A 22898-nucleotide genomic window follows, 5' to 3' on the forward strand; every position below is an offset into this window, starting at 1 on the left:
CGAACCGTTTCACTCCCGTCAGATTGCGGAGACCGCGCTATGCGGATCGATCAGGATTTTGGCATGCCGCTCGGGATTACCGAGCGCGGAAAAAGCTGCATCAACGCCTTCGAACCCGACTGTTCCAGTAAGGAATGGTTCCGGATTGACCTTGCCGTCGGCGATCATGTGCAGCACGTCGCGAAATTCACCGGGATTGTAGCCGACGGAGAAGCGCAGATCGACTTCCTTGAGCTGCGCCATCATCGGATGAAACCGGTCGGGTTCCATGCAGGTGCCGGCGACGACAATCCGGCTCATCGGCGGCGCGTCGGCGACGAGGCGATCAAGCATTCCCGGAACACCGACGCATTCGAACACGACGGGACCCGATGGCCCCGTGCGGAACCTGTGCATCGCCCGAAACAGCTGCCACCAGGGTACCAGGCGCAACCGGCGCAATTTGAAGATGAAGCTGTACACGAGGTCGAGCGGCAGGAAGGCGACGTTCCACCAGATGAACAGCGTCGCCATGCGCCGCTTGAACAGCAGCCGCCAATGCGCCTTGAACGCCTCCATAAGACCGCGCGACCAGCGCTTGCGTTGCAAGGCGAACTGCCGAAAGTCTTCCGGCACATTGGTGAAGGCGAGCGCATTATCGGCATAACCGATCCGGTAGTCGCGCTCGAGCAGCGCCCACGACACGACAATGTCTTCGCCGACACATTCCGGCCAGCCGCCGACCTCTTCGAGCGCGTCGCGCCGATAGAGCGAGAAGGCGCCCTGCGCGACGAGCGTTCCGTGATACATGCCCTGCATGCGCTTGACCGACGCGATGCCGTGGAAATAGTCCCACTCCTGCGCGCGGGTCAGCAAATTGGTGCGCGAGTTGCGAACCATCACGGCCCCCGCCACCGCCACCGTATTGTCGGGGTCGGACATATAGCGGCTGACGATCTGGGTCAGCGCGTTGCTCCGAACCCAGCAGTCGCCGTCGATCGTTATGACAAGGTCGTGCGACGCGGCCTTCAGGCCATCGTTCAGCGCGGCCGATTTGCCGCGGTTGACCTGAAAATCATGCAAGGCGAACGTCGCCGTGTCGGGAAGCGCCAGCGATGCCAGATGATCACGAACGATATTCGCGGTGTCGTCCGATGATCCGTCGTTGAGGATGAAGACTTCGAGCGGCCCGTGATAATCCTGTCGCGCAAGGCTGGTCAGCGTATCGCGGATCCCCCCCGCTTCGTTATATGCCGCGACGAGCACGGTCACGCCGGGCATCGTCCGTTTTGGCGAAACATATGCCAGCGGCCTGCGATCGAGCGACAGCGTCGCGATCAGGAAGGCATTCATGAAGCCGGGAACATAGGCGATGAAAATGATCGCGATGAGGGCGAAAGGCCAGTTCGTCACGGCCGCAAGATCGATCAGCCAGCGCTGAGACAGCCATACGCTAAGCGCCGTCCAGGCAATGGCGATCGTCAGCGCAAGAACGAACTTGCTACGCACGCCCAAGTACAGGCGGCGCCACTGTTCTTCCCTGGCAGGCGTATCGACCATAAGTTTCCCGTCCACGGCGCCCCCAGGCGGCCATGTTACACCAACATTTCTTTCCAACATCTTGATAGCCCCCACCATCGCGCTCTTTGGTCATTATGAGCGGCGGGGCCCTTGCAACGTCCCGTATGAAAGCGGGATGAACAGAACCGCGCTGCCGGCCGTCACATCAATGTCATGGGCGAGGCATAGCCCGGCACGGCATCCGACTCCGGGGAGATTCCTCATGAACGCCACGACCGCCGCCGCCCCACTCGATAGCGGCGAATTCGAACGCCCGGATCTCGACAAGGGATTGGGCGCGGCCGGCAACCTCGGCTTTGTCGCCGCGATTATCGTTGCGCTCGGATATGTCGCCTACAGCGTTTATGCCGACGCCGCGGCCGCGGGGGTCCATGCGACCGCCTTCCTGCCTTTCGCGCTGCTTTTCCTCGCGCTGGTCATCGCGCTCGGCTTCGAATTCGTAAACGGCTTCCACGACACCGCCAACGCGGTGGCGACCGTAATTTACACCAATTCGATGCCCGCCAACTATGCCGTCGTCTGGTCGGGCTTCTTCAATTTCCTCGGCGTGCTGCTCTCGACCGGGGCGGTGGCCTTCGGCATCGTCTCGCTGCTTCCCGTCGAGCTGATCCTGCAGGTCGGGTCGAATGCCGGCTTCGCGATGGTTTTCGCGCTGCTCATCGCGGCGATCGTCTGGAACCTCGCAACCTGGTATTTCGGCATTCCCTCGTCGAGCTCGCACACGCTGATCGGCTCGATCATCGGCGTCGGCGTCGCCAACGCCATGCTCCACGGCAAGAGCGGCACCGCCGGGGTCGACTGGGGCAAGGCGACCGAGATCGGTTACGCGCTGCTTCTCTCGCCGTTGCTCGGCTTCACCGTCGCGGCGCTGCTCTTCCTCGCGATGAAGGTGCTGATCCGCAACAAGACGCTCTATGAAGCGCCGAAGGGCAACACCCCGCCGCCGTGGTGGATTCGCGCCCTCCTCATCTTCACCTGCACCGGGGTCAGCTTCGCGCACGGGTCGAACGACGGGCAAAAGGGCATGGGCCTGATCATGCTCATCCTGATCGGCACCGTCCCGACGGCCTATGCGCTCAACCGCGCGGTTCCCGAGAAATATGTGCAGGAATTCGTCGTCAACTCGAACGCGGCCGAACAGGTGCTCGCGGCGCACGGCGGCGGCCCGGCCCCCACGCTCGCGTCACCGCAGGATGCACGCCGCGCGGTCACGGCCTATATCGCCGACAAGAAACTGTCGCCCGAAACCCTCCCCGCGCTCGGCGCGCTGGTCGATCAGGTCGAAACGCAGGTCAGCGGCTATGGCTCGCTCGCCAAGGTGCCCGCCGCCGCGACCGAGAATATGCGCAACGACATGTATCTCGCATCCGAGGCGATCAAGCGGCTGGGCAAGGAAAAGAGGCTGACCTTCACCGACGCCGAGACCGAAGCGCTGACGACATATAAGGGCTCGCTCGACAGTGCGACGCGCTTCATCCCGACCTGGGTCAAGATCGCCGTCGCCTTCGCGCTCGGGCTCGGCACGATGATCGGCTGGAAACGCATCGTCGTCACCGTCGGCGAAAAGATCGGCAAGTCGCACCTCACCTATGCGCAGGGCGCCTCGGCCGAGCTCGTCGCGATGGGAACGATCGGCGCCGCCGACATGCTCGGTCTGCCGGTCTCGACCACGCACGTCCTCTCGTCGGGCGTCGCCGGGACGATGGCGGCGAACCGCTCGGGCCTCCAGATGTCGACGATCCGAAACCTGCTGATGGCATGGGTGCTGACGCTGCCGGTATCGATCGTGCTCGCGGGAGTGCTGTACGCGATCCTCAGCGCTATTTTCTAAAAGGGACCACGCTCACGGCTCCGAAGGACGAAACGCCCGGCCCGAATTTCGGGGCGGTCCTGATGCAGCCCGGGCTGGTCTGGGGCTGCGCGCGGACGGACGAGGGGACGGTACTGATCGAAGAATGCGACGATCGGAAAGAGGCCGGCTTCCGCTGGCTTCACTTCAACCTCGCCGACGACCGTACTCCACGCTGGCTCGAACGCTCGACGAAACTGCCCCGCCCCATCCACGACCTGATGCTCGCGCGCGAAACGCATCAACAGGTGATCGTCGAGGACGGGATCGTCGGCCTCGTCCTCCAGGACTTCGAGCGCGATTTCGATGCCGCCGAAACCTCGCAGATCGGGGCGCTCCACATCGTTATCGCCCCCGGCCTGATGCTCACCGGCCGTTATCACCCGATCCGGTCGGCCGACATCATCCGTCAGCGGATTGCCGCGGGCTACGACGTCCGCGACGGCGCGGCCGCCCTGAACCTGGCGGTCGGTACGATGATCGACGGGCTCAGCCAGCATGTCCACGGCCTCGCGCACGGCATCCAGACTGCCGAGGACGAATTTCTCAACGAGCGGATGAACCCCGCGACGCGCGACCTCATCGCGGTGCGCCGCCGCGGCGCGCGGCTGCACCGCCTCGTTTCGGGGATGCGCGCGACGCTGGTCCGGCTCGAAAAGGACCCCGACCTGCCCGGCATCTTCCTCCCGGTTGCCGAGCGCCATGTCCAGCGCCTCCACGCGCTCGACACCGACGTTGCGAGCACGCAGGCCCAGCTCCGCCAGCTCCGCGACGAGCTAGACCTGCAGGCGGCGCAGAAGACCAACCAGAATCTCTATTTCCTGTCGGTGATCAGCGCGCTGCTGCTCCCCGCGACGCTCGTCACGGGCTTTTTCGGCATGAACACCGGCGGTCTGCCCTTCGCGCACACGCAGGCGGGGACCTTCGTCGCCGCGCTGGCCGCCATCACTTCGTCGGTCGCAACCTGGCTGCTGCTCCGCCGCCGGCCCTAATACAGCTCGGGCACATGCATTTCCGGCGGGATCGGATGCCGTTCGTAATCGGCATGCCGCACCCGCGCGGGCAGCACCACCTCAGGCCGCGCGACCTCCTGATAGGGGATCTGCGTCAGCAGATGTGCGATACAATTGAGCCGCGCCTTCTTCTTGTCGACCGCCTCGACAACCCACCAGGGCGCCTCGGCGATATGCGTGCGCTCCAGCATATCTTCCTTCGCGCGCGTATAATCCTCCCAGCGCCGCCGCGATTCGACATCCATCGGCGACAGCTTCCACTGCTTCAGCGGATCGTGGATGCGCATCTGGAAACGGAACTGCTGCTCCTCGTCGGTGATCGAGAACCAGTATTTGACGAGGATGATCCCCGACCGCACCAGCATCCGCTCGAACTCGGGGACCGAGCGAAAAAATTCCTCGCACTCTTCCTCGGTGCAGAAACCCATCACCCGCTCGACCCCGGCCCGGTTGTACCAGCTCCGGTCGAACAGCACGATCTCGCCCGCCGCCGGCAGATGCGGGACATAGCGCTGGAAATACCATTGCGTCCGCTCGCGCTCGCTCGGCGCGGGGAGCGCGACGACGCGGCAGACGCGCGGATTGAGCCGCTGGGTGATGCGCTTGATCGCACCGCCCTTGCCCGCCGAATCGCGTCCCTCGAACAATACCGCGACCTTCAGTCCCTGTTTCTGCACCCAGTCCTGCAGGACCACGAGTTCGTGCTGCAGCCGGAACAGTTCGCGGAAATAGAGGCGCCGGTCGAGCGCCTCGCGGTCGGGATGGTCCGACAGATCGTCGAGCAACGCCTCGAGCCGGCTTTCGTCCATCTCCATCTCCAGCTCCTCGTCGAAGCTGTCGGCGATTTCATCCTTGATGCGGTCGAGATCGGAAAGGCTGTCATCCATGGCGAGGCTCCTGCTGCCTTCGCGCATCGCTATGACCACAAGATTGCCGGCCTGTGACAGGACGGCCGGGGGCGAGGCGTCGCGGCGCCATCCCCATCCCGGACCCGATAAATCAAACGCTCGCGATCGCCGCATCCGGCACAACCGCACCCGCCTCATCGCCGAGATAGGGCGCGATCGCCGCGGCGAAGCGCGCGACATTGTCCTCGTTCAGGCCGGCGATGTTGATGCGGCCCGAGGCCGGCATATAGATCGCATGCTGGGCGCGCAGCGCCTCGACCGCCGCGGCATCGATCGGCAACAGCGCAAACAGCCCCTGCTGATCCGCGATCGAGGCGAGCGCCGGATGGATCGCCGCGAGCAGTGTGCGGAGCCGGTTGATGCGCGCACACATCGCATCGAGTTCGGCGCGCCATTCGGCCGCCAGATCGTCATCCTCGAGGATGACGCGGACGACCGCAGCGCCATGATCGGGCGGCATCGACCACAGGCTTCGCGCCAGCACGAGCATCGTGTCGCGCACCGCCGCGCCGGTTTCGGGCGTGGCGGACTGGACCCAAAGCGCCCCGACCCGTTCGCGATAGAGCGCGAAATTCTTGTCGCAGCTATAGGCCAGCAACGCCTCGGGGACGGCCGCAAGCAGCGTGCGCGTGCCCGCAGCATCGGCATCGAGGCCCCTGCCGAGGCCCTGATAGGCAAGGTCGACAAAGGGGATCAGGCGGCGCTCGGCCAGCTTGGCGACGAGGCGCTGCCACTGGTCCGGCGACAGCGCGGTGCCGGTCGGATTGTGGCAGCAGCCGTGCAAAAGGACGACATCGCCCGGGGCAGCCGCATCGAGGCTGGAGAGAAAGGCCTGCTCGTCGATCCCGGCCGTTTCGGCATCGAAATAGGCATGGTGCCGAACGGTCAGCCCGGCCTCGCGGAAGATCGGCCCATGGTTGGGCCAGGTCGGCGTTCCCACCCAGATGGTGCCCGCCCCGGACCGCGCGAGCAGTTCGGCGCCCAGGCGCAAAGCTCCCGTGCCGCCCGGCGTCTGCACCCCGGTGATGCGGTCGCTGGCCGCGAGTTCGGGCCCCAGCGCGATCCCGGCCAGCAGGTCGGTAAAGCGCTGGTCGCCCTCGGCGCCCAGATAGGCTTTCGACGGCTGCGCGGCGAGCAGACGCGCCTCGGCCTGCTTGACCGCGCGCATGACGGGCGTCGCGCCCGACGCGTCGCGATAGACGCCGACCCCGACATCGATCTTGTCGGGCCGTGGATCGGCGCGGTGCATGCCGATGACCGCGAGCAGCGCATCGGGCGGCTGGCGGTCGAGCGCACCGAAGAGCTGACCGCCGCTCATGCGGCCTGCTCGCGTGCATAGCGCTGCGTGCCGCGCGTATAGACATGGTCGGTCGGCAGGATCGCTTCGATCTCGATATCCTCCTGCCCTTCCAGCTCGGCATAAAGCGGGCCGAAATCGGTGTTGAGCGTCTGGTCGAGAAGATCCTCGAAGCTGTCGATGACGAAATAATTCTGCTGGAAATCGTCGATGCGATATTTGGTCCGCATCAAGCGCCGCAGGTCGAAACCGATCCGGTTCGGCGACGGATCGTCGAGCGCGAAGACCGACTCGGTATAGGAAGAGACGATACCGGCGCCGTAAAGCTTCAGCCCGCCTTCGGAACGGACGAGGCCGAATTCGACAGTGTACCAATAGAGGCGTGCGAGCTTTTCGATGACGCCCGCCTGCGCGGCGCGGCGGCCCCCTTCGCCATAGGCCTGCATATAATCGGCGAAGACCGGGTGCGCGAGCAGCGGCACATGGCCGAAGACATCGTGGAACACATCGGGTTCCTGCAAATAGTCGAGCTGATCGGGACGCCGGATGAAATTGCCCGAGACGAAGCGGCGATTGGCGAGATGGTCGAAAAACACGTCGTCGGGGACGAGGCCGGGCACTGCGACGACCTGCCATCCGGTCGCCTTCATCAGCCGTTCGGACAATTCGTCGAAATCGGGGATGCCCGGTTTCGACAGGCGCAGCATATCGAGGCCGTCGATGAATTCGGGTGTCACGCGGCCCGGCAGCAACCGCGCCTGACGGTCGAACAGCGTGTCCCAGGTCGCATGATCCTCCGCCGTATAGGCGTCCCAATCCTGCGGGATGGTCCAATCCGCGGCGGTGCCGTCGGGGCGAGTGAGGATGTCCTGTGCCATGCGCCGATAATGCCGCGTTACGGCGGAAATTGCTTTTCAAAATCGCGCCGATTATGGCATATCTTGAAACAGGAATTTCCCATTTTCTAAAAAATTGAAACAGGATTCGATCTTGGATGCAATAGACCGAAGAATCGTTGCAGAGCTGCAGCGCGACGCATCGCTCAGCCATGCCGAGCTGGGCGAGCGCGTCGGCGCGTCGAGCGCATCCTGCTGGCGCCGCGTGCGGGCGCTGGAGGACGCAGGCATCCTCACCGGCCATGTCCGTCTGGTCGACCCCGCCCGGATCGGGCGCGGCGTCACCGTGCTGTGCAATATCCGGGTGCGCAGCCACAGTATCGACGACCGGATCAGTTTCGAGCAATTCGTCCAATCCTGTCCCGAAATCGTCGAATGCTTCTCGATGTCGGGCGACTGGGATTATCTGCTGCGCGTCGTGGTCGCCGACGTCGCCGGTTATAACAGCTTCCTGATGGACACCGTGCTGGCGCATCCGGCGGTCGCCGGGGGCTCTTCGCATTTCGCGCTGGGAACGACCAAATACACGACCGCCCTGCCGATCTGACCGGGCCCTCTCCCTGTCCGGCCTGCCGGCTCAGGCGAGGCGCTTGAGCGCTTCGCCCAGCGTCGAGACGATCCGGTCGATATGCCCGGTCTCGGCGATCAGCGGCGGCGACAGCGCGACGATGTCGCCCGTCACGCGGATCAGCAGGCCGCGTTCGAAACAGTCGACGAACAGGTCATAGGCCCGCTCGCCGGCCGCGCCGTCACGGGACGCGAGTTCGATCCCCGCGACAAGGCCGATGGTGCGGATGTCGATCACATGTGGCAGGCCGCGCAGGCTGTGCATCGCCTCGCTCCAGTCCGGCGCGATATCGCCGGCTCGCGTCAACAGCCCTTCGCCGGCATAGATGTCGAGCGCCGCGAGCCCCGCCGCACAGGCGACGGGATGTCCCGAATAGGTATAGCCATGGAACAGTTCGATCTGCGCCTCGGGACCGTGCATCAGGGCATCGTGGACCGCGCGGCTCGCGAACACCGCGCCCATCGGGATGCAGCCGTTGGTAAGCCCCTTGGCCGTCGTCACCAGATCGGGGACCACCCCGAAATAATCGACGGCGAAGGGCGCGCCGAGCCGTCCGAAACCGGTGATCACCTCGTCGAAGATCAGGAGGATGCCGTGGCGGGTGCAGATTTCGCGCAGCCGCTCGAGGTAATTTACGGGCGGCAGCAGCACACCGGTCGACCCGGCCACCGGCTCGACGATCACCGCCGCGATCGTCTCGGCGCCGTGCAGCGCGACCAGCCGCTCGAGATCGTCGGCCAGTTCGGCGCCATGCTCGGGCAGGCCCCGGCTGAACGCGTTGCGCGCCGGATCGTGCGTGTGACGCAGATGGTCGGTCCCCGGCAGTTGCGGAAACACCCGCCGGTTGTTGACGAGACCGCCCACCGAAATGCCGCCGAAGCCGACGCCATGATAACCGCGCTCGCGGCCGATCAGGCGGGTGCGCGTGCCCTGGCCGGTCGCCCGCTGATAGGCGACCGCGATCTTGAGCGCGGTATCGACCGCCTCCGACCCCGACCCCGCGAAAAAGACGCGGTCGAGCCCCGCGGCCGGTCCGCCGGGCGCGATCGCCGCAAGCCGCTCGGCGAAGTCGAACGCGATCGGGTGGCCCATCTGGAAGCTCGGGGCATAATCCATCGTGTCGAGCTGGCGCGCCACCGCTTCGCTGATCTGGCGCCGGCCGTGACCGGCGTTGACACACCACAGCCCGGCGGTGCCGTCGAGCACCTCGCGGCCGTCGACGCTCGTATAATACATCCCCTGCGCCGCCGAGAGCAGGCGCGGCGCCGCCTTGAACTGGCGGTTGGCGGTAAACGGCATCCAATAGGCGTCGAGCGACGGCGCATTGGCGGGCGGTATATCGGGCATGTCGGCTTCCTTGTTTATCCGGCGCTTAGAGAAGCCCGTCAAAGCAGGCGCAACAAGCCCTTTACTTCGTCGCACGCCGGTGACGGATTTTCATGCTTTCTGCCACAGCCTGTTGCGATATATCGAACAGCTGCAACATAAGGAAGCAATGGATGAGCGTCGATGTCGGGGCGAGGCTGCGATTTGTTCGGACCCAATATGGCCTGTCGCAGCGCCAGCTCGCCAAAAAGGCGGGCGTGACCAACTCGACGATCTCGCTCATCGAGGCGAACCAGACCAACCCGTCGGTCGGCGCGTTGAAACGCATCCTCGACGGCATCCCGATCGGCCTCGCCGAATTTTTCGCGATCGAGCCCGATCGCCCGGCGCAGATATTCTATCGCGCCGACGAACTGACCGAGATCGGCAAGGGGCCGGTCTCCTACCTCCAGATCGGCCGCAGCGCGGCGGGGCGTGCCCTGCAAATCCTGAAGGAACGCTATGAGCCGGGCGCGGATTCGGGGCGCATCGCGCTCGTCCACGAAGGCGAAGAGGGCGCGATCATCATCAGCGGGCGGCTGGAGGTAACGGTCGACGACGAGCGCAGCATTCTCGGCCCCGGCGACGCCTATTATTTCGACAGCCGCCGGTCGCATCGCTTCCGCTGCGTGGGGCCCGAGCCTTGCGAACTGGTCAGCGCCTGCACGCCGCCGACATTCTGATTTCCCGCGAACCCCGGCGATGATTTGAGCGGCCGCCACCACCGCGCGAGCCGCCACGCCACAGCTATCAGCCTTTGTCATCATTCGGACGAACTTCGTCACCGGACAAGCGCCCCGCCCCAACCCTAGATCATCGCGAACGCAACGATCGACGGAAGAGGCCATGGCGAAACGATTTTTTTCCTGCACCGCACCGCTGCTCATCGCCGTGCTCGCGCCGCATGGCGCCGCACAGGCGCAGGACCCGGCGGCGGCGACCGCCGCTTATGACGCGCTGGCGGCCGAAGCCGCAACGCGGGCCGGCGATCCCGATTTCGACTATCGTCTCGGCATCGCCGCGCTCGATGCGGGGCGCTACGGCGAAGCGGTGATCGCCTTCCAGCGCGTGCTCGCGGTCCAGCCGGAGAACGCCCCGGCGCGCGCCGAACTCGCCCGCGCCTATGCACTGGCCGGCGATATCGACACCGCGCGGCAGGAATTCGCCACCGTCGTCGACGACCCCAGCCTGCCCGACCCGGTGCGCCAGCGCTTCACCGGCTTCGTGCGGCAGTTCGACAAGCAGATCGCGGGCGGCGGTTCCGACGTGTCGGGCTTTATCGACGCCCGCGCCGGTTACGACGACAATATCAACGCCGCGACCGACCTCAACACCATCGTCATCCCGCTGTTCAGCTTCCTCGGCCCCGGCACGCTGGGCCCCGGTGCGGTGGCGCAGGGCGACGAATATTACGAGATCCAGGGCGGTGTTTCCGCCGTCACCGCGATCGGGCGGCAGGACCGGCTGTTCGCAAGCGCGCTCGGCAACTGGCGCGATAATTTCGACAGCCGCCGTTTCGATCAGGCGGCGCTGACCGGGACCGCCGGCTATGCGCACAGCTTTGCCAATCGCGACGTCGTGTCCCTGTCGGGGCAGGTGCAGAAATTCTGGCTCGGCCACGATGGCTATCGCACCGCCTATGGCGTCATCGGCCAATATACCAAGACGCTGAGCGGCGGCCGCGCGCTGACGCTGTCGGCGCAGTGGAACCGGCTCGATTACGACGGCGCGCCGACGCGCGATGCCGATCGCTATGCCGTCGGCATCGGCTATGTCACCCGCACCATCGCCGCCGGCCTGTCGGGCGGCAAGGAAGAGACGCGCCGTGCCGCGGGCGATGCCGAATCGAACTGGTTCGTCGGCGCCAATATCGGCGGCGAGTTCCCGGTCGCGAACCGCATCGCGCTCGTCGCCGGCGCCGCCTTCGACCTGCGCCGCTACGATCAGGCCGATGCGCTGTTCCTCGTCGAGCGGGGCGACGAGCGGCTCGACCTCACCGCGGGGATCAAGGTCGCGCTGACCGATACCCTCTTCCTCCAGCCGCGCGCCACCTGGACGCGCAACTGGAGCAACATCGCCCTTTACGATTACGAGCGCTGGACTGCCTCGCTCGGCCTTCGCCTCGAATTCTGATCCGGACCGGGAGAGACGACCATGACGCACAACCCCCAGCTTCGCCCCCAACTTCGGCTCGCCACCGCCCTGCTCGTCGGCGCGTCGAGCCTCTCGCTCGCCGCCCCGGCCTTTGCCGGCGACCTGCTCTTTTCCTCGAAAGGCGACAAGAGTTTCGAATTCGGCGCCCGCGTCAACCAGCTCGACGGGCTGAAGCAGGTCCGGCTCGACGACGGCGCGGTCGTTTCGGTGCTCGGCGTCGCCGACTATCGCATCGACACCGACGGCTCGGTGCATCTCTATGCCGGCAGCCTGACCGTCGCGGGCGGCGACGGCACGACGATCGTGCGCATGCCCGACGGGGTCGAGGGCCGCATCGCCGGCCGCGCGTCGGCGGCGACCTTCAGCGTCGGCGCCGACGGCAAGGGCCGCGGCCATGTGCTGACCGGTGCGGTCGATATCGGTCCGGCGGACGCACCGCGCCGCTTTGCCGCAGGCCAGCTGTTCGCCTTCGCGCCCGGCGAACGCGCGCAACAGGTCGTCTCGAACGGCGCGCAGGCGACGCCGGCGGCCAGCGATGCGGCGGATGCCCCTATCGCCGACATGCGCGCGGGCGGCCCCGTGGCGGCGGCAGCGAACGGCGTGCCGGTGACGCTCGGCGATGCGCTGGCGGCGGCGGGCGCATCGAGCGATGTGCTCGCGGCGGCGCGCCGCGTCGATGCGGCGGTCGCCAACCCGGCGATCGAAAGCTTCCCCAGCGGCGACCTGGCGTTGCTCGTCGCCGGCGCGGCGGGGCTCGAACATGCCTATGGCGGCACGCCCTTTCCGGGCGCGCAGGCCGACATCATCCGCACCTATCTGGCGCATCTCGCCGCCGGCCGCTCGGGGGCCGATTTCCTTACCGCCTATGCGGGTTTCCTCGGCCAGTACCTCGACCTGCTCCGTTCGAACGCCGCGCCGTCGAGCTTCGGCAGCGCCAGCCTCGCCGACATCAACGCCTTCATCGCCTATGCCGGGTGTACCGGCCGGCTCGGCCAGCTCGGCGCGCAGGATCGTGTCCTCGCCGACGCCTATCTCGCCTTCCTGCAGGGCGGCGGCAGCCCCGACCGCTTCGGCCGCAACTTCACCGACCTGACCGCCGCCTATTTCGCCTTCATCCGCGGCGGCGGCAATCCCGCCGACTTCGGTCAGGCGAGCGCGGCGACGATCGACGCCTATATCCGCTTCCTCGCCGACAGCGGGCTCGTCCAGCGGCTCCGGGCCACCGACCGGGCGCTGCTCGCCGCCTATCTCGGCAACGGCGGCATCGCCTTTGCGGCCGAATATCGCGCCGCACTCGACGCCTATTTCGCTTTCCTCGCCAGCGGCCGCCTGCCCAGCGCCTATGGCGCGCTCGATGCCGCGACGCTGCGCAGCTATCTCGAAACGCTCGCCGATGCGGGGCTGCTCGATACCGTCGCGGGCGACCGGGCGGCCTTCTATTCGGCCTATCTCGCCTTCCTGCGCGGCGGCGGAGCCCCCGATGCCTTTGCCGGCCTCCCCGCCAACATCTTCGCGGGCTATGCGAACCAGCTCGACGCCTATTTCGCTTTCCTCGCCGCCGGCAATTTGCCGTCGGACTATGACGGCGCCGACATCGAACAGCTTCGCGCCTACCTCGCCGCCCTGCAGGCGGGCGGCGCGCTCGACCGCTTCCTTGGCGACCGCACCGAATTCTTCGCTGCCTATCTCGCTTTCCTGCAGGGCGGCGGGCAGCCGAACGCCTTTCCCGGGCTGAACGCGAACATCTTCGCCGGCTATGCCGATGCGCTCGCCGCCTACTACGCCTATCTCGCGAACGGCGGCGTGCCTTCCGCCTATGGCGCACTGACGCAGGAAACGATCCGCGCCTATATCGCGGCGCTGCAGGGGGCGGGGGCAAGCAACGCCTTTCTGGCCGAACTCGCGGGCTTCTACAGCGACTATTTCGCTTTCCTCGCGGGCGGCGGCAATCCCGACAATTTTGCGGGCCTGCCGGTACCGCCGGATTTCGCGGCGTTCGCCGCCGCGCTCAATGCCTACGCCGCCTTTCTCGCCGCGGGCGGGCTGCCCGCGGACTATGATGCGCAGCAACTGGCGACGCTGGAGACCTATCTCGCCAGCATCACCGGATCGGGACAGGCGGCGAGCTTGCTCGGCGCCAACGCCGACCTGCTCAACGCTTATTTCGCCTATCTCGCCGGGGGCGGCACGCCCAACGGTTTCAGCGGGCTGCCCATTTATAGCAATTACGTCTCGGCGCTGAATGCCTATTACGCCTTCCTTGCCGGGGGCGGGTTGCCCGCCGATTATACCGCGCTGACGCCGGCCCAGATCAGGGCCTATCTCTCGGCGCTGAACGGCGCTGGCGGCTTCGCCAGCCACGCCGGGCTCGACGCCTTTTTCACCGGATATTTTGCCTTTATCGCGGGCGGCGGCAACCCCGCTCAGTTCGCCGGGCTACCGGTCTACGCCGATTATGTGACGGCGTTGAACGCCTATTATGCCTTCCTTGCGGCAGGCGGCCTGCCCACCGAATATACTGCGCTGACGCAGGCGCAGATCAGCGCCTATCTCGCGGCGCTGAACGGGGCCGGTGGCTTCACGAGCCACGCCGGGCTCGACGCCTTCTTCGCCCAATATTACGCCTTCCTCGCCGCCGGCGGCGATCCGGTCGAATATGGCGGTTTGCCGGTGTACAGCGACTATCTGGCCGCGGTGCAGGCTTATTACAGCTTCCTCCTCGGCGGCGGCCGTCCGTCCGAATATACGGCGCTGACGCCCGAGCAGATCGAGACCTATCTGGCGCTGCTCGACGGGGCGGGTGTGCTTGACGACCGGCTCTCCGGACCGATCCTCGCCTTCCTGACCGGCTATCTCGCCTATCTCGAAACCGGCGGCGATCCCGACCAGTTTGCGGGCCTGCCCGATCCCGGCGGTCCCGACAATCCGCAATATGCCGGCGGCTTTCCCAGCGGCACAACCGGTGCCCGGGCCTATGCGGTGCATGCCGGCGTTTCCTATCAGGCCTCGGCCACGCCGCAACTCGACGCCGACGGCGTGCTCACCGATGCCGGCGATCTCGGCATCGGCACCGCGCAGGCGGTCGATGTCGCGGGAGACGCCTCGGTGGTCGTCGGACGCTATGTCGACGGCGCCCCACGCTTCCGCGGCTTCAATAACGATGTCGGCGCGAACGGCGGCATTCCGTGGGTGGTCACCGCCCCGCTGACGACGCCGCTGCCGACCAGCGGCACGATCGATTACGATGTGCTCGCGGCCACGAAACCCGTCTTCGCGTCGGGGCGCGCCGCGCCGGGCACCTTCGACGCGAACCTGACCATCGGCTTCGACGCCTCCAGCCTCAGCTATGGCTTCGACGGCACCATCGTCATGCCCGAAGCGGGCGGCAACGTGCGCTACGACTTCGCCTCCGAGGGCCGCGCCGACGGCGCCCTCGTCAGCACCTTCGGGGTCAATCCGGTGTTCAACATGAACGGCAAGATGACCGGCAACGGCGACGCCTGTTCCAGCGACGGCTGCCTGATCCTCTTCTACGGCGGCTTTGGCGGCTCGGCCGACCGCGTCGGCATGACCTATCAGACCATCGACAACCCAAATTTCCAGACCGCCGAGCGAATCCAGGGCGCGGTTGCCTTTGCCGCGACGGGCTCGGGCGGACCCGGCCCCGATCCGGACCCCGAACCGCAGCCGGAACCCGGCATCGCGACCGGCCAGTATGAGAACCAGTATCTGATCAACCTGACCTACGCCAATTTCGACGCCCAATATCGCTCGAAAGTCACCTATGACGATGCGGGCGTGCTGGTCGGCTGGACGCGCGACAATGGCTCGCCGCAGGGCGTCCAGCGCCCCGGCCCCGCCGGCGAAAGCGGCAGCGTCGATGGCGTTATCGGCTGGACGCGCTGGCTCGACACCAATAATTTCGGCCTCGACGATCCGAACCTCGCCAACAGCGGCAACCCGATCCTGTCGGGCACTTTCGCGACCGCGCTGCCCACGACCGGCCGTGTCGACTATGCCCTCGTCGGCGCGACGCGGCCGACCGACCGGCTCGCCAACCTTGCACCGGGCAGCTTCACCGGCAGTGTTGCGGTCGATTTCGCGACCAAGCGCGTCGGCTTCGATTTCGACATCGGCATCGACCAATATGGCTGGAACGTGAAGACGGCAGGCGGCGCGGCCGATCCGAACAACGGCGGCTATCGCCTGACCGGCAACAACGAGATCGACGGCCTCGCGCTGATCAGCGGCACCACCGCCGCGAGCTGCACCGCCACCTGCTCCAGCAATGTGCGCGGCGCCCTGTTCGGTCCCGGCGCGACCCATTTCGGCGCCGCCTATACGGTCAATGACGCGGGCGCCGGGCTTGTCGTCTCGGGCGTCGCCGCCTTCGCCGGCCAGCCCGCCGCGCCGACCAACCCCTATGCCCGCATGGCGCCGGGCGGCGGCAATCCCGTCGCGGCAACCGCAGCCCCCACGACGCCGCTGCCGGCCGGCGCGCCCGCCGGGACCGGCTCGCCGCCGCCAGCATCGCTTTCGGCCGATTGGGGGCGCTGGGCCGCATCGTCGGCAGGCACACTTCCCGTCGCCGCGCCCGGTACGCCTGCCCTGCCGACCGCGGCCCCGCAGCCCGGCGACGCGGGCGACCTGCGCCAGCGCGCCGAACGCCTGCTCGGCGGGCTGGTCAGCTTCAAAGCGCCGCGTTGACCGGGGCGCCGCGATCCTTTCCGGCCGGGCAGCATGCTTGCCCCGTCCCTTCGGCCGTGCCAGAAGGGACGGGGTCGCCTGCCATTATGGGGGATTGCAGCGCCAACATCATGGAAACGCTGAAGATATTATATGTCGAGGATGACCAACGCGCCGCCTCGGAGGTGCAGGCGCTCGCCGCCGCGCGCGGCGACATCGTCACCTGGGAAAACAGCGGCGCCGGCGGGCTGTTGCGCGCCGGCATGGAAAAATTCGACGTCATCATCCTCGATCGCATGCTCGGCGATCTCGACGGGCTAACGATCGTCAAACGGCTCCGCGAAAGCGGGGTGGGCACCCCGGTGCTCATGCTCTCGGCGCTCGGACGCACCACCGACCGTGCCGAGGGGCTCGACGCGGGCGCCGACGATTATCTCGCCAAGCCGTTCGAGGCCGAGGAACTGATGGCGCGGCTGCGCGCCCTCTACCGCCGCGCATCGGGACGCGAGCATAGCGCCGTCATCCTCTACGGCGCCTTCGAATGCCATGTGAAGGCGCGCACCGCCTTCCGCCAGAACCGGCACCTCGCGCTCAGCCCGCGCGAGTTCGAACTGTTCCGCTATTTCATGGAAAATGCGGGCGAGGTGGTGACGCGCGAGATGCTGCTGCGCGATGTGTGGAACATGTCGTTCGATCCGCAGACGAACGTCGTCGACGTCAACGTCGGCCGGCTGCGGCGCAAGCTCGAGGACGGCTTCGCCAGCCCCGCGCTCGAAACCATCTGGGGCTCGGGCTACCGCCTGCTCGACGGGAGGTAGGAGCGATCGCCCGCCGTTCGATCTTCTCGCGCATCGTCCGCCTCGCGATCCTGCTGTCGCTGGCGCTCGTCTCCGGCCTGTGGATACTGACCGACCAGACGATCCGCGCGACCGTCGCCGCTTCGGCGCGCAAGGCGGTCGATGTCGACCTTGCCGGGCTCGTCGATATCTATGCCACCAGCGGACGCGGCGAACTCGAACGGCGCATCGCCGACCGGCTGGCGATCACCCCGTCGGACGGCGGGGCGCCGCATTATCTGCTCGCCGATGCCCGCGGCGCGCGCCTCGCGGGCGACATTGCCGAATGGCCCGAACTCGACGCCGGGGTTTCGGAAAGCGGGACGATCCGCATCGGCGCCGGCACCGAAGTCTATGCCCGCGCGACCCGCCTCGGCCCCGCACTCCAGCTCGTCGTCGCGCGCGATACCGGCGACAATGGCGCGCTGTTGCAACGCGTGGCTTTGGTCTTTCTCGGCGGCGGCGCCCTGTTCGTGCTGCTCGTCGGCGGGCTTGGCCGCGCCGCCGCGGGCCGGCTGCACTGGCGGATCGAACGCATCAACGACGCCTTTCGCGATTCTGACGAGGATCGGCTGGCGACTCTGCGCGGCGGCGCCGCGCGCGACGAGATCGACGAACTCACCGGCCACAGCGCCGCGGCGCTGTCGCGGCAAAAACGGCTGATCGAGGCATATCGCGATGCCTCCGACCAGATCGCGCACGAGATTCGCACCCCGCTGATGCACCTCGACGGGCGGCTCACCAAGGCGCTGGCGGCGGGCGCCGACAGCGCCGTCGCCGCGCGGCTGCTCGAGGCACGCGGCGACATCAAGCGGCTCGTGGCGATGCTCGAATCGTTGCTCGACATCGCCGCGAGCAAGGCACGGCGCGGCGACCGCCACGGGCTGCGCCCGGTCGATCTCAGCGCGATGGTGACCCGCATCTGCGAACTTTACGCCGACAGCGCCGAGGATTCGGGGCATGATTTTTCGTGGTCGGTCGCGCCCGGCATCGTTTTCGAGGGCGAGGAAAGCCAGCTTGGCCAGCTCGTCACCAACCTGCTCGACAATGCGCTCAAATATGCGCCGGCGGGCAGTATGGTACGGCTGAAGCTCGCGCCAGGTCCGGTGCTGACGGTCGAGGACGACGGGCCGGGCGTGCCCGAAGCCGATCGCGAAAAAATCTTCGAACGCTTCCATCGCAGCGCCAATGTCCGGCGCGACGCACCGGGAAGCGGGCTAGGCCTTGCGCTGGCGCGCGCGATCGCCGAGCGCCACGATCTGACGCTCACGCTGGCGCCGTCCGAAAAGGGCGCGCGCTTCATCGTAAAGGAACAGGCGACATGACCCGGCGCAGCCACTCCCGCTGGATCGGCATCGGCCTTGTTGCGACGCTCGCCGGATGCGCGGCGCATGGCACCGAACCTCACGCTGCCGCCCCTCCGTCCGGCGCATCACGGGCCAGCGGCGTTGCGGCCGACCTCGCCGCCGCCGACGCGGCGCACGGGAATGGCGACAAGCGGGTGCTCGCGTCGACGCTGCTCCGCCTCGGCCAGCGCGGTGCACGGCCGCTCGATGCCGCGATCGCCGACGACCCGGTTCCGGTCTGGCGCGCGTCGGTTGCCGACAAGCTCCCGCCGTTACGCGGCCGCGCGCTCGGCCCCGGCTATGTGCGCGGCACGCTCGCGCCCGGCAACGAGACCAGCCTGAACCAGCTCTTCCTGTCCGGACAGGCGGCAACCATCGCGGCCGACTCGCAGCCGCAAAGCGAACTCCGGTTGCGCATCTACGACGGCGACGGCAAGCTCGTCTGCGACCGCAGGCCGGCGCACGCCCGCGATTGCCGCTTCACCCCGGTCTTCACCCAGCGCTACCGGATCGAGCTCAGCAACGGCGGGGCGCGGCGGGTGAATTATTACCTCGTGCTCGACTAGCGTTCGGTCCGCCGTCCGTTGACTGGAGTGGCTGGGGGGAGCGGACGTTCGCTCATTTGTGCACCCCGGCGAAAGCCGGGGCCCAGAGCGTTGGAAAGCTAGCCTAGCGTGAATACACCCTGGGCCCCGGCTTTCGCCGGGGTGCACGTGAGTTATGCCCATAACCCGCCGAAACCAGCCAGCCTATTTTCATTCCCCACGCCTGAGCTTCCTCAAAAGGCTTGAATTTTGCGCCACTTCCGGCGCAAGAGCGCGCGGGGTCGCACGCAGATCGGGGGACGAGCGATGCGGGATAGAACGGGCCGGGCGGCGCGACTGGCGGTAATGGCGATATGTCTGGCGTGGAGCGCGGGAGTAGCCGCAGCGCCGGCCTCGCCCGTCGACCGTGCGAAGCTCGACGCTCTCGTTGCGCGCATCGAGGTCGCCGAACCCGAAGCCGATCAGGCCGCCTATCGCGCCCTCGCCGACGAAACGCTGGCCGAGGCGCGGCGCCTCTACCCCGCCGGCCATCCCGAAATCGCGGCGCGCGAGCTTTACGGCGCCATATCGCGCGCTTCGGCAGGCGAGATGGACGCGGCGCTCGCGATTATCGACCGGATCGCGCCGCAACTCGAAAAGGCGCCCGGCTATCGCAAGAGCTGGCGCGATACGCTGAGCCTCCGCGCTTATGTCGCCAGCTTCAAGGGCGATCATACGGCCTCGCTCGCGCTCAACGAACAGCTTGTCGCCGATTATGCGAAGGACGCGCCGGGTAGCGACCACGCCGTCGCGCTTTCCAATCTCGCCGCCGCCTATCTCGAACAGGGGCGCCTCGACGAAGCGCTCGAACGCAACGCCCGGGCGGTCGAGATGGGGCTCGCGCTCGACCCCGTCCCCCCGGCGGTCGCGGTGTGGAGCGCCAACCGGATCGTCTATCTCTATTCGGCCGGCCGCACCGAGGAAGCGATCGCCGCGGCGCAAAATGCCATCGGGCGGACCGGCGGCGCACTGGGCGCCGACCATCCGATGATGGCCAATCTCTATGCCAATTTCGGCGCCGTCCTGTTTCGCATCAACCGTCCGCACGATGCGATGCCGATGATCCGGCGCGCTTTCGAACTGACCGAAAAGGCCAGCGGCGGACCCAACCAGAATAGCGCCGCGATGCGGGTGCAGTTTGCGCAGGCGCTGACCCGCGCCAGGCAATATGACGACGCCATCGCCTTCCTCGACGTCGCGACACCGATCATCGACAAGCAGCTCGGCGCGCAAAGCGACCGCGCCCTCGTCGCGCGCGATACGCGGCTGATCGCATTGATCGGCACCGGCCGCGGCGCCGAGGCGCAGCCGCTGGCCCGCGAACTTCTGGCCATCCGCGACGAGCGCCTGCCTGAAGGGCATCGCGATCGCGCCAACGCGCGCGACAATCTGGCGAAGGCGGCCTTCGCCAACGCCGACTGGGCGGGCGCCGAAAATGCGGCGGCGGAAGCGGTCGCGCTGCGCATGAAAATGCTGCCCGCCGACCACCCCGACCTGCTGCTGGCCCGCGCCATGGTGCTGCGCGCGCAGGACCGCGGCGACAGCCGTCCGGCCGCCGATCTCGTGGCGGAAGCGCGCAGCCTGTTCGCGGATCTCACGCTCGGCGCCAACCTAGCGCGCGGGTCGGCGCAGGCCGAACGCCAGCGCCCGGCCTATGGCTGGCTCGCCGAACTGTTCGCGCGGCGCGGCGCGATCAACGACGCGTTCGAGGCGCAGCAATGGGCGGCGCGCAGCAGTATCGACGATGCACTGGCCATAGCCGAAAGCGAACGCGCCGCCGCCACCGACGCCGGCTTCGCGACCAAGGTTGCCGAACGGCGCCAGTTGCTGGCCGCGCGGCAGGGGCTGAACGCCCGGATCGAGGCGAACCTCGCGCGCCCCGATCCGGCCTTCGACCTTGTCGCCGTGACGGGCGAACTCGCGGCCAACCGGCAAGCGATCCTCGCGCTCGACGCCGGGCTTGCGCCGTCCGAACTCGCCCGGCTCGTCTTCACGCCGTCGACGCTCGCCGAAATGGAAGCCGCGACCGGCAACGCCGGCGCAACCGCGATGCTCACCGATCTGGGCGGCGCGTGGCTCGCGACGCTCACCCGCGGCAACGAGCCGCTCCAATATCTGATCCCGGCCGCCGCGCCGGTCGGGGCGCTCGTCGCACGGCTCCGCGCCTCGCTCGACGCGGGCGATCGGGGCGCCTTCGACCGGGCGGCGGCGGCCGACCTCTATGCGTTGCTGTTTCCGGAAAAGGCGGCCGCAATGCTGCGCCCCGTGCGCCAGCTCGCGGTGATCGCCAACGGCTCGCTCGGCGCGCTGCCCCTCGGCCTGCTCGTGCCCGACGCGCGCAGCGGCGATTATCTGATCGACCGCCTCGCACTCAGCCGGCGGGTCCGCGCGCCGCGGGCCGGCGATCCGCATGGCGATGCGGCGCCCGCCGACGGCACGCTGATCGCCCTCGGCGGGGTCGAAGGCCGCAAGGCGGGCTCGCTGATGGCGATGCGCTCCGCCGGCACCGCGCGGGCCATCGATGCCTTGCCCGAGCTTCCCGACGCCGCGCGCGAACTGTCGGCGCTGGCCGCCGCGATCGGCGGCGGCAATTCGCGCCTGCTGATCGGCGAGCGCGCGACCGAGGCCGAATTGCGCGCGACCACCGTGCCGCGCGGCGCCGTGCTCGCCTTTGCGACGCACGGCCTGATCTCGGGCGAACTCGACGGGCTCGACGAACCGGCACTGCTGCTGACCCCGGCCGGCGGCGACGACGGCCTGCTCAAACCGAGCGAGATCGGCGGTCTCAGCCTGCCGGCGCGGCTGGTCATCCTGTCGGCATGCAACACCGCGGGGGCGGCCGGTGCCGACCGGCCGCAACTCTCGGGGCTGGTTCAGGGCTTTTTCCTCGCCGGCGCGGACGAGGTGATGGCCAGCCACTGGCCGGTCCGCGACGATGTCGCGCGGCGGCTGTCGGTGGGCACCGTCCGCGGGCTGCGCGCGGGTTCCGATCCGGCCAGCGCGCTCCGCGACGCGATCCGCAAGATCCGCAAGGGAAGCGACGGCGAGGCGCGCGTGGCGCATCCCGCCCATTGGGCGCCGTTCGAACTTTTCTCTCGATAGGGCAGCGGAGCAGAGTCGGGGTCTATTCGACTTTCAGGTCTTCGGACCGCAGATTCTTCACCAGTTCGATGAAGGATTTTTTGGCGAGCGCCTGCAACACCGGCATCCGCGCGGCCCAGGGCTTCTCATAGCCCGCGAAGACCGTCATTCCCTCCATCGACGCGGAAATGAACAGCGCCAGTATTTCACGTGCTTCGCCCGACAGGCTGGGGTTGATCTCCGCGATCAGTTCGTTGAGCGATACGCGCGCGCGTTCGTAAAGCTCGTTCATCCGGTCGTGAACGAAGCCGTCGTGGTTCGCCATCGCCCAGAGTTCGGGAAAGAAGCGCGTCGTCTTCTTCGTCGTGATATCCTCGAGGATGAGCTCGACCAGATTCTCGAGCCGCGCCTCGGCGCTTGCGCCGGGCTCGTGGATGATCTCGTCGAACGCTTCCTCGTAACTGCTGATCACCGCGTTCAGCAGTTCGCGAATCAGGTCGTCCTTCGATTTGAAATAATAGTTGAGGCTGCCGACGTTCATTCCCGATTCGGTCGCGATTCGGCGCAGCGTCAGCGCCGATGCGCCCTGATCGACCAACAGCGTCAGCGCCGACCGCAATATCTGCTCAAAGCCATCCTGACCCCGCGCATAGCCCCCCGTCCGCGGCGTGATCTTCAGGTCGGGAACGATGAAATTGGTCACTTTTTTAGGGCCTCCTCCCCTCCGCCTAGCCAGTTCGCCCTCGCCGGACAAG

General features: G+C 67.3%; 16 protein-coding genes. 10 read left to right on the top strand and 6 right to left on the bottom strand.

Annotated elements, in window-relative coordinates:
- Positions 1 to 18: 18 nt before the first annotated feature.
- Positions 19 to 1554, bottom strand: coding sequence for a glycosyltransferase (locus LH19_RS28125; RefSeq protein WP_201258374.1), 1536 nt, complete (start codon positions 1552 to 1554; stop codon positions 19 to 21).
- Between the two features lie 208 nt (positions 1555 to 1762).
- On the opposite strand from LH19_RS28125, the gene LH19_RS17845 reads away from it, so the two are divergent.
- Both LH19_RS17845 and LH19_RS17850 read left to right on the top strand, forming a co-directional pair.
- Positions 1763 to 3391, top strand: coding sequence for an inorganic phosphate transporter (locus LH19_RS17845; protein ID WP_054730972.1), 1629 nt, complete (start codon positions 1763 to 1765; stop codon positions 3389 to 3391).
- Between the two features lie 62 nt (positions 3392 to 3453).
- Positions 3454 to 4401 (top strand): CorA family divalent cation transporter, encoded by a 948-nt coding sequence (locus LH19_RS17850; protein ID WP_054730974.1) that lies wholly within the window; start codon positions 3454 to 3456, stop codon positions 4399 to 4401.
- Here LH19_RS17850 and ppk2 read toward each other — a convergent pair.
- The 3 genes from ppk2 to phhA all read right to left on the bottom strand — a co-directional run bounded on the left by ppk2 (position 4398) and on the right by phhA (position 7505).
- Positions 4398 to 5309 (bottom strand): polyphosphate kinase 2, encoded by a 912-nt coding sequence (ppk2, locus tag LH19_RS17855; RefSeq protein ID WP_054733799.1) that lies wholly within the window; start codon positions 5307 to 5309, stop codon positions 4398 to 4400. The two genes, LH19_RS17850 and ppk2, sit on opposite strands and share 4 nt — an antisense overlap.
- A gap of 112 nt (positions 5310 to 5421) precedes the next feature.
- On the bottom strand, positions 5422 to 6648 hold the full coding sequence (locus LH19_RS17860) for an amino acid aminotransferase (RefSeq protein ID WP_054730976.1): 1227 nt from the start codon (positions 6646 to 6648) through the stop codon (positions 5422 to 5424).
- Positions 6645 to 7505, bottom strand: a complete 861-nt coding sequence (gene phhA / locus LH19_RS17865; RefSeq protein ID WP_054730979.1) for a phenylalanine 4-monooxygenase — start codon at positions 7503 to 7505, stop codon at positions 6645 to 6647. The genes LH19_RS17860 and phhA overlap by 4 nt, the downstream gene beginning before the upstream one ends.
- Positions 7506 to 7617: 112 nt before the next feature.
- Here phhA and LH19_RS17870 point away from each other — a divergent pair, with 112 nt between their 5' ends.
- A complete protein-coding gene (locus tag LH19_RS17870; RefSeq protein ID WP_082396349.1) occupies positions 7618 to 8070 on the top strand; it encodes an Lrp/AsnC family transcriptional regulator in 453 nt (150 codons plus the stop codon).
- A 30-nt stretch (positions 8071 to 8100) separates the two neighbouring features.
- Here the strand turns inward: LH19_RS17870 and LH19_RS17875 are convergent, their stop codons facing one another.
- Positions 8101 to 9438, bottom strand: a complete 1338-nt coding sequence (locus tag LH19_RS17875; protein ID WP_054730983.1) for an aspartate aminotransferase family protein — start codon at positions 9436 to 9438, stop codon at positions 8101 to 8103.
- 152 nt (positions 9439 to 9590) lie between these two features.
- On the opposite strand from LH19_RS17875, the gene LH19_RS17880 reads away from it, so the two are divergent.
- The 7 genes from LH19_RS17880 to LH19_RS17910 all read left to right on the top strand — a co-directional run bounded on the left by LH19_RS17880 (position 9591) and on the right by LH19_RS17910 (position 22164).
- A complete protein-coding gene (locus LH19_RS17880; protein ID WP_054730985.1) occupies positions 9591 to 10139 on the top strand; it encodes a cupin domain-containing protein in 549 nt (182 codons plus the stop codon).
- Between the two features lie 163 nt (positions 10140 to 10302).
- The gene (locus tag LH19_RS17885; protein ID WP_054730987.1) at positions 10303 to 11589 is read left to right on the top strand and encodes a porin family protein; all 1287 of its coding nucleotides are present in this window, start codon (positions 10303 to 10305) and stop codon (positions 11587 to 11589) included.
- Between the two features lie 21 nt (positions 11590 to 11610).
- Positions 11611 to 16317: a hypothetical protein gene (locus tag LH19_RS17890; protein WP_054730988.1), complete on the top strand. Its 4707-nt coding sequence runs from the start codon at positions 11611 to 11613 to the stop codon at positions 16315 to 16317.
- Between the two features lie 110 nt (positions 16318 to 16427).
- Positions 16428 to 17114 carry a response regulator transcription factor gene (locus LH19_RS17895; RefSeq protein ID WP_054730990.1) on the top strand — a complete coding sequence of 229 codons (687 nt, stop codon included), beginning with the start codon at positions 16428 to 16430 and terminating at the stop codon, positions 17112 to 17114.
- 167 nt (positions 17115 to 17281) lie between these two features.
- Positions 17282 to 18457, top strand: coding sequence for a sensor histidine kinase (locus LH19_RS17900; protein WP_322787414.1), 1176 nt, complete (start codon positions 17282 to 17284; stop codon positions 18455 to 18457).
- A complete protein-coding gene (locus tag LH19_RS17905) occupies positions 18454 to 19044 on the top strand; it encodes a hypothetical protein (protein WP_054730992.1) in 591 nt (196 codons plus the stop codon). Before LH19_RS17900 ends, LH19_RS17905 begins: the two co-directional genes overlap by 4 nt.
- A 285-nt stretch (positions 19045 to 19329) precedes the next feature.
- Positions 19330 to 22164: a CHAT domain-containing tetratricopeptide repeat protein gene (locus LH19_RS17910; protein WP_082395872.1), complete on the top strand. Its 2835-nt coding sequence runs from the start codon at positions 19330 to 19332 to the stop codon at positions 22162 to 22164.
- A 22-nt stretch (positions 22165 to 22186) separates the two neighbouring features.
- On the opposite strand, the gene LH19_RS17915 is transcribed toward LH19_RS17910, so the two are convergent.
- Positions 22187 to 22846: a TetR/AcrR family transcriptional regulator gene (locus tag LH19_RS17915; RefSeq protein ID WP_234715725.1), complete on the bottom strand. Its 660-nt coding sequence runs from the start codon at positions 22844 to 22846 to the stop codon at positions 22187 to 22189.
- Positions 22847 to 22898 lie beyond the last annotated feature (52 nt).

Origin of the sequence: Sphingopyxis macrogoltabida, assembly GCF_001314325.1 — a bacterium.
In the GTDB taxonomy this organism is placed as follows: Bacteria; Pseudomonadota; Alphaproteobacteria; order Sphingomonadales; family Sphingomonadaceae; genus Sphingopyxis; species Sphingopyxis macrogoltabida.

Excerpts from the sequence above, each read along its gene's own strand:
- LH19_RS17845 (WP_054730972.1), top strand. The coding sequence starts at position 1,763 with ATGAACGCCACGACCGCCGCCGCCCCACTCGATAGCGGCGAATTCGAA.
- LH19_RS17850 (WP_054730974.1), top strand. The coding sequence starts at position 3,454 with ATGCAGCCCGGGCTGGTCTGGGGCTGCGCGCGGACGGACGAGGGGACG.
- ppk2 (WP_054733799.1), bottom strand. The coding sequence starts at position 5,309 with ATGGATGACAGCCTTTCCGATCTCGACCGCATCAAGGATGAAATCGCC.
- LH19_RS17860 (WP_054730976.1), bottom strand. The coding sequence starts at position 6,648 with ATGAGCGGCGGTCAGCTCTTCGGTGCGCTCGACCGCCAGCCGCCCGAT.
- phhA (WP_054730979.1), bottom strand. The coding sequence starts at position 7,505 with ATGGCACAGGACATCCTCACTCGCCCCGACGGCACCGCCGCGGATTGG.
- LH19_RS17875 (WP_054730983.1), bottom strand. The coding sequence starts at position 9,438 with ATGCCCGATATACCGCCCGCCAATGCGCCGTCGCTCGACGCCTATTGG.
- LH19_RS17880 (WP_054730985.1), top strand. The coding sequence starts at position 9,591 with ATGAGCGTCGATGTCGGGGCGAGGCTGCGATTTGTTCGGACCCAATAT.
- LH19_RS17885 (WP_054730987.1), top strand. The coding sequence starts at position 10,303 with ATGGCGAAACGATTTTTTTCCTGCACCGCACCGCTGCTCATCGCCGTG.
- LH19_RS17890 (WP_054730988.1), top strand. The coding sequence starts at position 11,611 with ATGACGCACAACCCCCAGCTTCGCCCCCAACTTCGGCTCGCCACCGCC.
- LH19_RS17895 (WP_054730990.1), top strand. The coding sequence starts at position 16,428 with ATGGAAACGCTGAAGATATTATATGTCGAGGATGACCAACGCGCCGCC.
- LH19_RS17905 (WP_054730992.1), top strand. The coding sequence starts at position 18,454 with ATGACCCGGCGCAGCCACTCCCGCTGGATCGGCATCGGCCTTGTTGCG.
- LH19_RS17910 (WP_082395872.1), top strand. The coding sequence starts at position 19,330 with ATGCGGGATAGAACGGGCCGGGCGGCGCGACTGGCGGTAATGGCGATA.